This is a genomic window from Achromobacter sp. HZ01, from assembly GCF_003267925.1.
Classification (GTDB): domain Bacteria; phylum Pseudomonadota; class Gammaproteobacteria; order Burkholderiales; family Burkholderiaceae_B; genus Achromobacter; species Achromobacter pulmonis_A.
Genome location: NZ_LWKV01000008.1, coordinates 1 through 14,179, shown reverse-complemented (window position 1 = coordinate 14,179; position 14,179 = coordinate 1). Strand labels below are relative to the sequence as shown.

At 67.6% G+C, this 14,179-nt stretch carries 10 protein-coding genes; 1 reads left to right on the top strand and 9 read right to left on the bottom strand.

Annotated features, from left to right (window positions below; all coding sequences use genetic code 11):
• Nucleotides 1–7 precede the first annotated feature (7 nt).
• The 6 genes from A6B37_RS25500 to A6B37_RS25475 all read right to left on the bottom strand — a co-directional run bounded on the left by A6B37_RS25500 (nt 8) and on the right by A6B37_RS25475 (nt 7,531).
• A complete protein-coding gene (locus A6B37_RS25500) occupies nt 8–1,735 on the bottom strand; it encodes a ShlB/FhaC/HecB family hemolysin secretion/activation protein (protein ID WP_111827292.1) in 1,728 nt (575 codons plus the stop codon).
• Between the two features lie 178 nt (nt 1,736–1,913).
• Nucleotides 1,914–2,555: a peroxiredoxin gene (locus A6B37_RS25495; protein WP_102774868.1), complete on the bottom strand. Its 642-nt coding sequence runs from the start codon at nt 2,553–2,555 to the stop codon at nt 1,914–1,916.
• 129 nt (nt 2,556–2,684) lie between these two features.
• Nucleotides 2,685–4,511: an acyl-CoA dehydrogenase gene (locus A6B37_RS25490; RefSeq protein WP_111827291.1), complete on the bottom strand. Its 1,827-nt coding sequence runs from the start codon at nt 4,509–4,511 to the stop codon at nt 2,685–2,687.
• 10 nt (nt 4,512–4,521) lie between these two features.
• On the bottom strand, nt 4,522–5,499 hold the full coding sequence (locus A6B37_RS25485; RefSeq protein WP_102774870.1) for a tripartite tricarboxylate transporter substrate-binding protein: 978 nt from the start codon (nt 5,497–5,499) through the stop codon (nt 4,522–4,524).
• A 65-nt stretch (nt 5,500–5,564) separates the two neighbouring features.
• Nucleotides 5,565–6,332 (bottom strand): enoyl-CoA hydratase/isomerase family protein, encoded by a 768-nt coding sequence (locus A6B37_RS25480; RefSeq protein ID WP_111827290.1) that lies wholly within the window; start codon nt 6,330–6,332, stop codon nt 5,565–5,567.
• Complete coding sequence (locus A6B37_RS25475; protein WP_111827289.1) at nt 6,329–7,531, bottom strand: CoA transferase; 1,203 nt, start codon at nt 7,529–7,531, stop codon at nt 6,329–6,331. Before A6B37_RS25475 ends, A6B37_RS25480 begins: the two co-directional genes overlap by 4 nt.
• Before the next feature lie 98 nt (nt 7,532–7,629).
• On the opposite strand from A6B37_RS25475, the gene A6B37_RS25470 reads away from it, so the two are divergent.
• Nucleotides 7,630–8,553: a LysR substrate-binding domain-containing protein gene (locus A6B37_RS25470; protein WP_111827288.1), complete on the top strand. Its 924-nt coding sequence runs from the start codon at nt 7,630–7,632 to the stop codon at nt 8,551–8,553.
• Between the two features lie 3 nt (nt 8,554–8,556).
• Here A6B37_RS25470 and aspT (A6B37_RS25465) read toward each other — a convergent pair whose 3' ends face one another.
• The 3 genes from aspT (A6B37_RS25465) to aspT (A6B37_RS25455) form a co-directional block, all read right to left on the bottom strand.
• Nucleotides 8,557–10,257 carry an aspartate-alanine antiporter gene (aspT, locus tag A6B37_RS25465; protein ID WP_102774874.1) on the bottom strand — a complete coding sequence of 567 codons (1,701 nt, stop codon included), beginning with the start codon at nt 10,255–10,257 and terminating at the stop codon, nt 8,557–8,559.
• Between the two features lie 33 nt (nt 10,258–10,290).
• Nucleotides 10,291–12,117: a bifunctional aspartate transaminase/aspartate 4-decarboxylase gene (locus A6B37_RS25460; RefSeq protein ID WP_111827287.1), complete on the bottom strand. Its 1,827-nt coding sequence runs from the start codon at nt 12,115–12,117 to the stop codon at nt 10,291–10,293.
• A 110-nt stretch (nt 12,118–12,227) separates the two neighbouring features.
• Nucleotides 12,228–13,919: an aspartate-alanine antiporter gene (aspT, locus tag A6B37_RS25455; protein ID WP_111827286.1), complete on the bottom strand. Its 1,692-nt coding sequence runs from the start codon at nt 13,917–13,919 to the stop codon at nt 12,228–12,230.
• Nucleotides 13,920–14,179 lie beyond the last annotated feature (260 nt).

The window sequence follows — 14,179 nt, the reverse complement described above, 5'->3', positions numbered from 1 at the left end:
CCCTGTGCTAGAACTCCAGCATCAGCGAGGCCGCCAGCACGGTGCGGCGCGTCTTGAGGTTTGCGGGCTTCTTCAGCGGCCAGCCCGCCGACAGGTCGTAGCTGGCTTTCAGGTAAGGCATGGCGAGGCGTCCGCGCAGGCCGGCGACGGCGCCTATCAGGGTGCGGCCGGACAGGGACGCGGCGGACGGGCCGCCCACGCGGCCGGCGTCCAGGCCGGCGTACAGCTGCGGCCAGGCGCCGCCGGGCTGCAGCGAAAGGTCATTGCGCAGGCTCCAGCCGTCTTCGGCGGCCAGCGTCGACTGGCCATCGAAGCCGCGCACGGCATAGCGGTTGCCGATGGTGAAATAGTCGGCGGGGACCAGCGCCGTCCTGGCATGCTGGATCTGCCAGTTGAGCTGGTAGACCCACTGCCGGCCCGCCGCGTCGAACGGCAGATACAGGCCGGCGCTGGCGCTGAGAATGGCGCTGCGGCCGTTCCAGGCGGGATCGCCGTAGACCTGGCCGGGCTGCCTGGAAAATCGGGGCAGCGTGCCGCGCACGCCGGCGCCCACGTCGAGCACGGCGCGGCCCAGGTACTGACGGTGTCCGTAGCTGAACTCGTAGCCCGCGACGTCGCGGCGTTGCACCGCGATGTCGACGTCGTTGACGCGGCTGCCGACCCGTTTGCGCAGCAGCTTCAGCGCCGCGGTGCCCTTGTAGCGGCTGCTGCGATAGGCCACCACCGACACGCCGAAGTCCAGCCGTTGGGTGCTGCCGCCGTAGACGATGGGTGCGTCGAAACCCGCCACGGTCTGGCGATAGCGCGAGCGGCTGGCCGCGATGGAGAAGGCCCAGTAGCCGAAAGGCACGCTGTAGTCGATGGAGGCCGCGCGCGTCAGCGCGTCGTCGCGGCGCAGGCCTGCGTTGCCGTTCCATGAGACGGACAGGCGGTCGTACAGGAACAGCGGCGAATCCAGCGTCAGGCCGGCGTTGATCTGGTTCTTCCCGGTGGATTCCATGCCGGCGTTGTCGCCGCCCAGGTAGGCGTGCCAGCGCTTGCCGCTGCCCGGTTTGATGAGGACGTCGGAATCGCCCGGCTCGGCGCCGGGCGCCACGTCGATGACGGCGTCGGCCTGGCCCTGCAGGCGCCGGATGTTCTCCAGCGCCTGGTCCAGGTCGCGCTGGTTGAACGGCCCGCCGGGTCCGGTGGGCATGGCGGTGCGCCACCAGCCCACGGCGCCCTCGCTGCGGACCGCGGCGATGCGCCCGCGCAGGTAGCGCAGGGTCAGCGTGCCGCCAGCCAGCGATTGTTCGGGCAGCAGCACCCGGGCCGTGACCAGACCTTGTTCGACGAGGCGCGCATGCAGGTGCTCTTGCAGCGCCTTCAGGCCCTGCCCGCCCACGCAGGCGCCGATGACGGCGGCGGCCAGCCGGCGCAGTTGCGACGGCGGCTCGGGGCCGTCCCAGGCGACCTGGCGCAACAGGAAGCAGGGAGTCTCGCGCGGCAATACCAGCGGCTGCGCGCGCCCTTCCCCGGGCGCCGAGAGCACGTCGGGACGCTGCTGCGCGCGGGCGCGCTGGACATCCAGCTCCTGTTGCTGGCGCCGCTGGATGCCGGTGGCGTCGATGCCGGCCCCGGCCGGGGCCTGCTGCGCGGCCGCGGAGGAAACGCACAGCGCCGTCAGTGCCGCCGACAGCGCCTTGCGCCAACCCTCGTGCCGGACGCGCGTCCGCTTCGGATTATTGGTGCGCACGGATGCCCTTGATTGAAAAGCGCTTCGATGAATCTCTGCGAAGAAACGCTAGTTCGTTTTGCTGGCACCGTCGTCTTTATTGCGTCCTATATGTCTGCGCGCATGCGGCGTGCATAGAAAAAACCGCCGCCTTCCACAAGGAGAAGGCGGCGGTTCGCGCCGGGCATGAAACCCGGAATTACTTGTCCGGCTGGGGCGTGATGCGCAGGTAGGGACGCACGGCCTTGTAGCCCTTGGGGAATTTCTGCTTGATCACGGCCTCGTCCTGCAGCGACGGAACGATGATCACGTCGTCGCCGTTTTCCCAGTTCACCGGCGTGGCCACGCTGTGGCTGTCGGTCAGCTGCAGCGAATCGATGACACGCAGGATCTCATTGAAGTTGCGGCCGGTGCTGGCCGGATACGTGATGATCAGGCGCACCTTCTTGTTGGGGTCGATGATGAACACCGAACGCACGGTCAGGGTGGCGTTGGCGTTCGGGTGGATCATGTCGTAGAGCTCGGATACCTTGCGGTCCTTGTCCGACAGGATCGGGAAGTTGACCGTGGTGGACTGGGTATCGTTGATGTCTTCGATCCAGCGCGTGTGCGAGTCGGTGTCGTCCACCGACAGGGCCAGCACTTTGACGTTGCGCTTGGCGAATTCATCGGCCAGCTTGGCGGTGTAGCCCAGCTCGGTGGTGCAGACCGGCGTGAAGTCGGCCGGATGCGAAAACAGGACGCCCCAGCTGTTGCCCAGATACTCATGGAAGCGGATCGGGCCGACCGAGGATTCCTGTTCGAAATCGGGGGCGGTATCGCCCAGGCGTAGTTGACTCATGATATCTCCTGTATGCGGATTCAGTGGGGGCTGGCCGCCCGCCGAAACGGGCGGCGCAGGCTGATCGTCTCCCGGAAGACGATTCTTCCATCAAACCCGCAGTCGGGGAAATACGCAAGACATATAACCTTATGCAATATTCAGGCTGGCGCCACAGGCGTCGGCCACGACCCCGGCTCGCACCGCCGCCGACAATGCCAGCGCGCGCGGCAGGATATGCGCGCCGTAGAACAGGCCGGTGGCGATTTTCGAGGCATGGAACGGGTCGGTGGAGCCGCCGGCCAGATGCCGGCGGCAGGCCAGCACGGCGCGCGCCATCTGCCATCCGCCGTGCGTGACGCCGGCCAGCATCAGGTAGGGCACGCTGCTGGAATAGGCCGCCCGCACATTGGCCGCCGACTGCTCCAGGATGAAGGCGACGCCGGCCTCGTACGCCTGGATCGCGGCGTCGAAGTTATCGCGCAGCAGGCCCAGGCCGGCGCGGTCCTGCGCCGCGGCCGACGCGGCCTCGGCGCTGAGCGCGCGCAACGTCTCGCGCATCGCCGCGATGGCGGCATGCGCGGCGGCGCCGCCGTCGCGCTGCGTCTTGCGCCCGACCAGGTCGTTGGCCTGGATCGCGGTCGTGCCCTCGTAGATCGGCAGGATGCGCGCGTCCCGGTAGAACTGCGCGGCCCCGGTCTCTTCGATGTAGCCCATGCCGCCATGCACCTGGATGCCCAGCGACGCGATCTCGACCGCGTTCTCGGTGGAGAAGCCCTTGACGATGGGAACCAGGTATTCGTAGAAGGCGCGGTTGCGCGCGCGCTGCTCCGGGTCGGGATGATGCGTGCCCTTGTCGTGCGCCGCGGCGGCCACGTAAGAGATGGCGCGGGCCGCCTCGGTCAGCGCCTTCATGGTCATCAGCATGCGCTGCACGTCGGGATGGCGCACGATGGCGACCGGACCGGGCGAGCCTTCGACGGCGCGGCCCTGCACGCGCTCGCGCGCATAGGCCAGGGCGTGCTGGTAGGCGCGCTCGGACACGCCGATGCCCTGCTGCCCCACCGAATAGCGGGCGGCATTCATCATGATGAACATGTATTCCAGGCCGCGGTTGGGCTCGCCGACCAGGTAGCCGATGGCGCCCTCGCCCACGTCGCCCTTGCCCGAGCCGTACAGCAGCACGGCGGTGGGGCTGCCGTGGATGCCGAGCTTGTGCTCCAGCGAGGCGCACCACACGTCGTTGCGCTTGCCGGGCGAGCCGTCGGGCTCGACCAGGAACTTGGGCACGATGAAGAGCGAAATGCCCTTCACCCCGGCCGGCGCGTCCGGCATGCGCGCCAGCACCAGGTGGATGATGTTCTCGGCCAGATCGTGCTCGCCGTAGGTGATGAAGATCTTCTGGCCGCTGAGCCGGTAGCTGCCGTCCTGCTGCGGCACCGCACGGGTGGCGACCTGGGCCAGGTCCGAGCCGGCCTGCGGCTCGGTCAGGTTCATGGTGCCGGTCCACTTGCCGCCGATCAGGTTGGGCACGTACTGCTGGCGCTGCGCCTCCGAACCCACGGTCAGCAGGGCTTCGATGACGCCGTCGGTCAGCATCGGGCACAGCGAGAACGCCAGGCTGGCCGCCTGGATGTTCTCGCCCGGCGCCGCCGCCACCAGCTTGGGCAGCCCCTGCCCGCCCCAGGCCGCCGGATGCTGCAGACCCTGCCAGCCGCCGGCCGCGTAATCCTTGAAGCCCTGCGCATAGCCCGGCGTGGCGGCGACGTGGCCGTCCTGCCAGACCGGCGGGCGGGTGTCGCCCGGCACGTTCAGCGGCGCGATCGCCTGTTCCACGAAACGGCCGTTCTCTTCGAGGATGGCGTCGACCAGATCGGGCGTGACCTCTTCGAAGCCGGGCAGTTTCAGGACCTCTTCAAGTCCGGCCAGTTCGCGCAGGGCGAAACGGAAGTCCTGCAATGGGGTTGCGTAGGGCATGGTGTCTCCATCAATTGGCGCTGTCCAAGCTTTGTTTGGCCAATCTTAAACCCTTGCTTCCCTCCTTGCGGGCGAAGGCGCCGAAGGCTTCCAGCGAGGCCGACGGCGTGACTTCCTCGTAGCCGGCCGCCATGCCCTGCTGCACCTCGGCCAGCGCCAGCACTTCGTTGCTGGCCTTGAACAGCGTTTCCAGGACTTGCGGCGGCGTGCCCTTGGGCGCGAACACGCCCCACCAGTTGGACAGCTCGTAACCGGGCACGGTCGCGGCGATCGGCGGATAGGGCAGCAGGCGCGAGGGCTGGCCCGACGTCACCGCCAGCGCCACCACCTTGCCGCTGTCGATCACGGCCTTGGCCGAGGGCGCCGTGGCGAAGGAGACGTCGGTGTCGCCCGCGGCCACCGACTGCGCCGCGGCCGCGCCGCCCTTGAACGGAATGTGCATCAGCTTCACGCCCGTCAGCGACATGAATTCGACCGCGGCCAGATGGGTGATGACGCCGTTGCCGGACGAGGCCACGTTGATGGTTCCCGGCTTGCTTTTGGCGCGGTCGATCAGGTCCTGCACGCTCTTGAAGCCCAGCTTGGCGTTGGCGATCAGCACCATGGGGCCGGTGGTGAGCTGCGCCACGGGCACGAAGTCGTCGGGCGTGTAATCCACCTTGTACAGCGCGCTGTCGCTGCCCATGACGCTGGAATTGCCCAGGTACAGGGTATAGCCGTCGGCGGCGGCGCGCGCGGCCAGGCTGGCGCCGATGGTCGAGCCGGCGCCCGGACGGTTTTCGATGACGACGGGCTGCTTGAGCTGGCGGGCCAGCGCGTTCGCGTAGACGCGCCCCACCTGGTCGGCCCCGCCGCCGGGCGGGAATCCGATCACCAGGGTCAGCGGCTTGGACGGATACGGCGCGGCGGCCTGCGCGGCCTGCGGCATGGCGGACAACGAAACAACGGCGGCAAGCAAGGCGCCGCAGGCGGTGATGGCGGGTTTCATCGAAGTCTCCTTTGTGGATGTCGGAGCCGCTTGTCTTGCGGCCCTCTGTTGATGCGCCGGCCGCTTCAGCGGCCGGTGAAGCGCGGCTTGCGCTTTTCGCGCCAGGCCAGCGCGCCTTCGGCCAGGTCGCGCGAGCGCTCGGACTGCAGCACCGCCTCCTCGATGGCGGCCACGTCGATCTCGCCGCGCGCGATCCGGTTGAGCTGGGCTTTGACGCCGAACAGCGGTATCGGCGCCATCTCGGCGATCTGCGCGCTCAGCGCGTCCAGGCGCCGCTGCAGGCGGTCCTCGTCGACCAGCTCGGTCAGAAAGCCGATGCGCAGCATTTCGTCGGCCTGGATGCGCTCGGCGGTCAGGAACAGGCGCTTGGCCTGGTCCAGGCCCAGGCGCGTGACGTAGCGCGACATGCCGCCGGGATAGAAATGCAGGCCCAGCCGCGTGGCCGGCATGAACATGTCGGCCTGCGGTGTGCCGATGCGGAAATCGCAGGCCAGGCACAGGTCGGTGCCGCCGCCATACGCCCCGCCCTGCACCGCGGCGATGGTGACGGGCCGGGCCGCTTCGATCAGGTCCATGGTCTGCCCGAAGTACAGCGAGCTGGGCGCGCTGTCCGAGGCCAGGGAAGCAATGTCGTAGCCGCTGCAGAAGTACTTGCCGTCGGACTGGATGCGCAGCACGCGGACGGCGTCGTCGGCGTTCACGGTCGCCAGATGGTCTCTCAGCACCTCCAGGTCGCGCGGGGACAGCCGGTTGGCGTGGCCGGGCCGGCGCAGGCGCAGCGTGGCGACGTGCCCGTCCACCGACAGGCTGGGCGTCTCGCCGGGCGCGTTCATGCCGCCTCCGCCTGGTAGGCCACGCCATCGGCCAGCAGCCTGTCGATTTCGGCGCCGTCCATGCCATAGCGCGCGAACACGTCGCGCGTGTGCTGGCCGAACACGGGCGGCGCGCGGTCGGCGGCGGCCTGCGCGCCGCCCAGCTCCAGCGGCAGGCCCACCTGCCGCAGTTCGCCCAGCACCGGATGCGCCAGCGTGCGCACCAATCCGCAAGCCTGCACCTGCGGGTCCGCGAACACGTCCTCCAGGGTATTGATCGGGCCGGCCGGAATGCCGGCGTCTATCATCAGCGCGGTCCATTCCATGCGCGTCTTGCGCTTGAGCCCGGCCTCCAGCTCCAGCTTCAGCTCATAGCGGTGCTGCATGCGTTCGGCGTTGGTGAGAAAGCGCGGGTCGGACGTCAGGTGGGACAGGTCCAGGATGGCGCAGAGCTTGACCCACATGGCCTGGGTGGCCGGCGCCAGGTTGAGCGGACCGTCGGCGGTCTCGAAAGTGCCGTAGGGCGCGATGACGGGATGCACGTTGCCGCAGGGCTGCGGCACCTCCTCCTTGCTGAGATAACGCTGGCCCTGCACGCTGAGCAGCGCCATCAGCCCCGCCAGCAGCGAGGTTTGGACGTGCTGTCCGCGCCCGGTGGCGGCGCGCTGCGCCACGGCCGACAGGATGCCGATGACCAGCCACATGCCCGCGGTCAGGTCGCCGATGGCGACGCCGACCCGCATCGGGCCGGACTCGGGCGTGCCGGTCAGGCTCATGAAGCCGGAATAGCCCTGCGCCACCTGGTCGAAACCGGCCCAGTCGCGCGCCGGACCCTTGCTGCCGAAGCCGGAGATCGACGCCATGATCAGGCCGGGATGCTCCTCGGCCAGCGCGTCATAGCCCAGGCCCATCGCGTCCATGGTGCCGACCTTGAAGTTTTCGACCACGATGTCGGAGGCCAGGGCCAGCTTGCGCAGCAGCGCCAGCCCCTCGGGCTTGCGGAAGTCCACGCCTATCCCTTGCTTGCTGCGGTTGGCGCTAAGATAATAAACACTTATGTCATCATCGAAAGGCCCCCACTGGCGCGCCATCTCGCCCGCCGGCATGGGTTCCACCTTGATGACCTCGGCGCCCAGGTCTCCAAGAATCATTGTGCAGAAAGGCCCGGAAAGCGCCCGGGTCAGATCCAGCACCTTCAGCCCGGCCAATGGCAGACTCATGTCGGTCGTCCTCCTCTGATGTGAGGCCCATTCTAGGCAGCGCCGCAGAGGCATAGAAAATACTATTTTCCGATCCATCCATAAGTTTTTCTTATTCCATGAATCTGCGTCAGCTGAAGTATTTCGTCCGCGTGGTGGAACTGCAGAACATGACGCGGGCCGCCGAAAGCCTGCACGTGGCGCAGCCCGCGCTAAGCCAGCAGATGTCGCTGCTCGAAGAGAACCTGGGCGTGGCGCTGCTGGTGCGCGGCGCCAAGGGCGTGCAGCCCACGGCCGAAGGCCTGCTGCTGTACCGCCACGCGCAGATCATCCTGCGCCAGGTCGACAGCACACGCAGCCTGCTGTCGCGGACCGCCGACCAGATCACCGGCACGGTCTCGATCGGGCTGGCCTCCAGCACGGCGCGCATGCTGGCCCTGCCGCTGATGCGCCGGGTCAAGGCGGAGCTGCCCTCGGTGGTGCTGGAGATCGTCGATGTGCCCAGCGCCGACCTGACCAAGCTGGTGCTGCAAGGACGCATCGACTTTTCGCTGTCGCCGGACCAGCAGCCCATGCAGGGCCTCCTGCGCACGCCGCTATTGCGCGAACGCCTGTTCCTGCTGGCGCACGCCAGCGTGGCGCTGCCGCGCCGCACCCTGGCCATCGAGGACTTCGCCGCGCTGCCGCTGGTGCTGCCCAGCCTGCCCAACACGCTGCGCGCGCGGCTGGACCACGCCTTCCTGACCGCCGGCCTGACCTGCAACCTGTTCGCCGAGGCCAGCACCTCGGCCATCCTGATCCCCGCCGTGCGCGAGGCGATGGCGGCCACCATCCTGCCCAGCTCGGCCGCGCAGCCCGAGATCGCGGAAGGCTCCATCGTCGCGCACGCGCTCGACCGGGCGCTGTCGCGCGAACTGGTGCTGTGCGCCAGCGCAAGCCTGCCGCCCTCGCCCGCGGTCAACCGGGTCATCGAGCTGTGCCAGGACGAAATAAAACGCCTGATCGAGGATCAGGCGTGGCAGGGCTGCACCTTGCTGCGGTAACGGCTAGCCCAAGTGGTGGGCCAGCGACACGATGATGGGCCCCAGCACCGGCAGCAGCACGTTGGCGATGGCGTAAGTCACGGTGTAGCCCAGGAGCGGCACCGCGCTGCCGCTGGAATTCAGGATGGCGCTGATGGCCGGCGTGCTGACGTGCTGGCCGGCGATGGCACCCACCAGCAGCGGCCCTTCTATCTTCAGGATCTTGTGGCCCACCCACAGCGACAGGCATGCCGGTCCCAGCGACACCAGGAGGCCGATCACGGGCAGCACCGCGCCGTGCTCGCGGATCAGCTTCACCGCCTCCGGCCCGGCCGACAGGCCGACGCAAGCCACGAAGATCGCCAGCCCCAGGTCCTTGAGCAATTGCACCGCGTGGTCCGGCATGTGGCCCAGCGCCGGCCGCTTGGCGTTGATCCAGCCGCAGACCAGGCCGCTGACCAGCGCCCCGCCGCCGCTGCCCAGCGATACCGGAATGCCCCACAGGTTTGCGCTGAGGCTGCCGATCAGCAGGCCCGCGAGTATGCCGAAAGCCAGGAACACCAGATCGGTCACGCCGCTGCGGCGCAGCTCGTTGCCCAGCGCCGCGCCGGCCGCCGACAGTTCGGGTTCGGCGCCCACCAGCGTGATCAGGTCGCCATACTGCACCACGGTGGACGGCGTGATCGGCAGGGAATGGCCGGAGCGCACGATGGACTGCAGGAACACGCCGCGCGCCCGCTGCGCGCGCGGCCGCCGGGCCAGCTCGCCCACGGTGTGTCCGTTCACCGCCTTCTTGTTGACGATGACCGCCAGTTCGCTGAGCTGCAGGTCGTCGGCATGCGCCTCGGGCAGCTGGATCTCGGGGCCGATCACGCCGCCGGCGCCCAGCACGAAGCGCCGCATGCCCAGCACCACCACGATGTCGCCCACCGCCAGCACGTCCTCGGGCGAGGCGTCCACCGCCGCCCCGTCGCGCAGGATGCGGCTGACGGCGGTGCGCCCGCCCAGCCTGGCCTCCACCTCGGCCACGCTCATGCCGCCGGCGTCCTTGACCACGTGCGCGCGGCCCACCAGCCGCGGCAGCGTGGGCATGTTGGCGTCCTCGCCGTCGCCGGCGGCCACGCCCAGTTTTTCCTCCATCGCCTTGGACGCTTCGCGCAGGTTGATGCGCAGCAGCGCCGGCGCGACCTGGCTGGTGAAGAACACGATGCTGATGAGGCCCACCAGATAGGTCAGCGTGTAGGCGGTGGCGATGTTGGCTTCCATGCGCTGGACCTCGGCGTCGGCCAGGCCCAGGTGCTTGAGCGCCTCGGCGGCCGTGCCGACCACGGCCGATTCGGTGGCCGCGCCGGCCGCCAGCCCGGCCGCCGTGCCGGCGTCCAGGCCGAACAGCGGCACCGCCGCCAGCACGATGGTCAGCACCAGCACGGCCTCGATGAGCGGCAGCGCGATGAAGCGCAGGCTGGAGCGGTTCAGGTTGGCGAAGAACTGCGGACCGCCCGAGTACCCCATGGCGAAGATGAACAGCGCGAACGCGACTTCCTTCAGGTCGCCGCGGATCTGGCAGCCGGTCTGCCCGATCAGCAGGGCGACGATGAGCGTTCCGCACACCCCGCCCAGCTGGATCGGGCCGATCCGGAGCTTGCCGATCAGGTATCCCAAACCCACCGTCACGAACAGCACTGCGATGGGGACGCTATTGAAAAACCCGACGCTGCAAGTCATATGTTCATATCACCCTGGGGTTGCCGTGGCCGCCTACTTGCCGGCGCCCTTCCTGGCCGACTTGGCCGCCGTATCCGCGCGCTGCACCGCCTGCTTGACCGCCTTGCGCGCCACGGCCGCGCCGGCCTTCTTGCCGGCCGCCTTCTTGCCGGCCGCGGCCTTGACCTTCTGGCCCTTGCCCGCGGTCGGACCCGAACGCACCAGCTCGGAGGCCTTCCACGCGTCGACGTATTCGGTCGCGGCCGCCACCATGTGCTTGCCGATCTTGGCGTAGTCGCCGTCGTCGAGGTTGGCCAGGGAGATCCGGATCGACCAGGGCGGGCCGCCGAAGCCGCCGCCGTCCATCAGCACCACGCCGGTCTTCTCGGCCAGGCGGAACAGGAAGTCCACCGGCTCGTAATTGTTGACCATGTACTTGCAGAAGCCGTCGCCGTACATCACCTTGGCCCAGACCATGAAGTCCAGTTCCACGTAATACCAGGCGCGCGTCGGATCTTCCGGCGGCATGGGAATGCCCAGGCCCTGCCACAGCGCGTCGCGCCGCTTGCGCACGATTTCCATCGTCAGGTGCTTGTAGGCGTCCTTCAGGTCGAGCAGGTGGGACAACGCGAAAAAGCCCATCTGGACCTGCTGCGGCAGGGACAGGCCGGCCGTGTGGTTCAGCGCCACGTTGCGGCTGTCGGCGACCATGCGGTCGATGAACTTGAGCTTCTCCGGCTCCATCGTCATGGCGCTGTAGCGCTTGTGCAGACGCTTTTTCCACGACGCCGGCAGTTCGGCGATGCGGCGGTCCATGATGTTGGTTTCGTGGGTCGCGATCACGCCCAGGCGCCAGCCGGTGCAGCCGAAGTTCTTGGAAAACGAATACACGCAGATCGTGTTGTGCGGCACCTCGGCCATCAGCGAGCGGAAGTTCGGCACGAAGGTGCCGTACACGTCGTCGGTGACCAGCACCAGGTCGGGGTTCTTGCGGATCAGGCGCACGATCTGCTTCATTTCGACCGGGCTGAAGGCCACCGACGGCGGGTTGCTGGGATTGACCGTGACCGCCAGCTTGATCTTGGGGTTCTCCAGCTTGGCGATTTCCTCGGGCGGGTAATGCCAGTCATGCGTGCCGTCGGCCCGCATGCTGCTGGCGTTGATGGGCACGATCTTGAACTGGAAGCGCTCCAGATGCGCGATTTCGATATAGGGCGTGAACGTGGGCAGGAACAGCGCGATGGTGTCGCCCTGCTTGAGCAGCCCGTTCTGCAGCAGCGAATCGAAGATGTAGCACATCGCCGCCGTGCCGCCCTCGACCGGGAACAGGTCGAACTTGCCCTTGGGCGGGCGGCCGTCGCACATTTCCTTGATCAGGTAGTCGTGCACGATCTGCTCGATGTGCACCAGCGCGCGCGGCGGCACCGGGTAGTGGTCGCCGATGATGCTGTCGGTGAGCTCGTGGACCCATTCGTCCGCATCGAAGGCCTTGACCTTCACGCCGTATTCCAGCACGCCCGCCAGGAAGTCGCGGCCGTCCTCGCCCTTGTGCTTGGACAGGAACTTGCGCAGCCGGCCGGCGCAGCCCTGCTTGTCCGGCATGCCCGCCAGGATGCCTTCGTCGCGCACCCGGCGCGCCTCTTTCATCGCGAACCGGCCCAGCAGGAAGAAGGCGTCGCGCGGCTCGGTGGCGATCCAGTTCGGATTGCCGCGGCCGGCGTTCAGCATGGTCGCCGCCGACAGCTGCTGGCTGTCCTTGGCCAGCGTGATCAGGTAGTCCTTCAGTTCGAACGGCGAAAGCTGTTCGAGGTCGCGCTGGTGCGAGCGGGTGGTTTTCAGTGCCGAGGCCAGACTGACGGTGAGAGGCGCGGTGGAAGCCATGGTTCAGTACTCCTGGTTTGCGTGGTGACGGGCGTTGGCTGCGTGGCGGGCCGTTGCGCCCGCCGGCCTTGGGCAGCGGTCCGCGGGCCTGGCGGCCCGCGGACGAACCGCTAGGTCATGAGCATGACGATGACGATCCCCCAGATGATCAGCAGCGTGTTGCCGATCGCGTAGGGCACCGTATAGCCGAGGGCGGGCACCTGGCTCTTGGCCGTTTCGGTGATCTGCCCGATGGCAGCCGTTGTGGTCCGGGCGCCGGCGCAGACGCCCAGCGCGATGGCCGGGTGGAACTTGAAGATGTAGCGGGCGATGAGCACGCCCAGGATCATGGGCACGCTGGTGGCGATCACGCCGGCGACGAAGAGCTTGGCGCCCAGTTGCTGGAAGCCCAGGACGAAGCCCGGTCCGGACGAGATGCCGACCACCGCCACGAAGGTCGTCAGCCCCACGGAGGTAAGGAACCAGTGCACCGGTTCCGGCACCCGGCCGAAGGTCGGATGCACCGAGCGCAGGTAGCCGAAGACCAGGCCGGCGATCAGCGAGCCGCCGGAAGTCGACAGCGTGATGGGTATCCCCTTGACGGTCAGCACCAGCGAGCCGAACAGGCCGCCCAGCAGAATGCCGAAGCCCACGAACACCATGTCGGTCTGGTCGGTGGCGCGATCCACGTAGCCGACCTTGCCGACCACGCGTTCGACGTCGCGCTTGGCGCCCAGCAGGAACAGCCGGTCGCCGCGGTCCAGCTTCAGGCCCCAGTTGACCGGCATCTCGTGGCCGCCGCGCACCACCTTGCGCAGGAACACGCCGCGTCCCAGTTCGCGCACGGCGTCGTGCTCGGCGATTTCCTGCACCGTCTTGCCGGCCAGGTTCTTGTTGGTCAGCACCACCTCGACGATCTCGGCGGGCAGGTTGATCACGTCCCGGTCCTCGACCTCGCCGCCGATGATGCCCGGCGCCTGCTGCACCAGCGCATCATGCCTGCCGGTCACGCCGAGCACGTCGCCGGCCTGCAGCACGGTCTTGGAATCGCAATCCAGGATCTGGTCGCCGCGGCGGATGCGCTCGACGAACACGCGCGCATCGACGAAGCGCGACTCCAGCTCGCCCACCGTCTTGCCCACGCAATCCTCGCGCTCCAGCCTGTAGGCGCGCGCCGTGAACTTGCGGTAGCCCGACAGCTCCATGGAATCGGCGCCGCCGGACATCTTGGCCTCGTACTCCTTGCATTCTTTCACGATGTCCACGTGCATCAGCTTGGGGCCCAGCGAGGCCAGTATCCAGGCGCTGCCCACGGTGCCGAAGATGTAGCAGACCGCGTAGGCCACGGGGATGCTGTCGATCCATTGCTTCTTGGTCGCGGCGTCCACGTTCAGGCCGTTGATGGTGTCGGTGGCCACGCCCATGACCGCCGAGATCGTCTGCGCGCCCGACAGCAGGCCCGCGCCGGTGCCGGCGTCAAAACCGAAAGCCACCGCGGTGCCCCAGGTGACCAGCAGGCAGACGACGCAAATGACGACCGCGAATATGACCTGGGGCAGGCCATCGCTTTTCATGCCGCGGAAGAATTGCGGGCCGACGCCATAGCCCAGCCCGAAAAGAAAAAGCAGGAAGAAAACCTGCTTGACGATGGGAGCGATAGTGATATCGAGCTGCCCGACCAGCACGCCCACCAGCAGCGTTCCGGTGACCGCGCCGAGATTAAACCCGAATATCTTCTTGGCGCCTATCCAGTAACCCAGGCCCAAGGTCAGGAATATCGCGAGCTCCGGATATTTCCGCAAAGTGTCAAAAAACCATTCCATCCCGAATCTCCTTCGTTCTGTACAGGCCAAGCACTTGCGCGAATCTTGCTGCGCGCCGGAAACATTATCAGAATCTTGCAATAAAGCAAAAGATTTATAGCGTTCCGATTAAATAGCGGTGAACCGGTGTCTCCAAAAACAGAAAACCCGCCGGCGCGCACGCCGGCGGGTTTTGGATAACGCAGGATTAAACCGGATTCAAACCGGATGCACACCGGTTTCAAACCCGGATCTAAACCATTACAGCGCGCTGGTCAGTT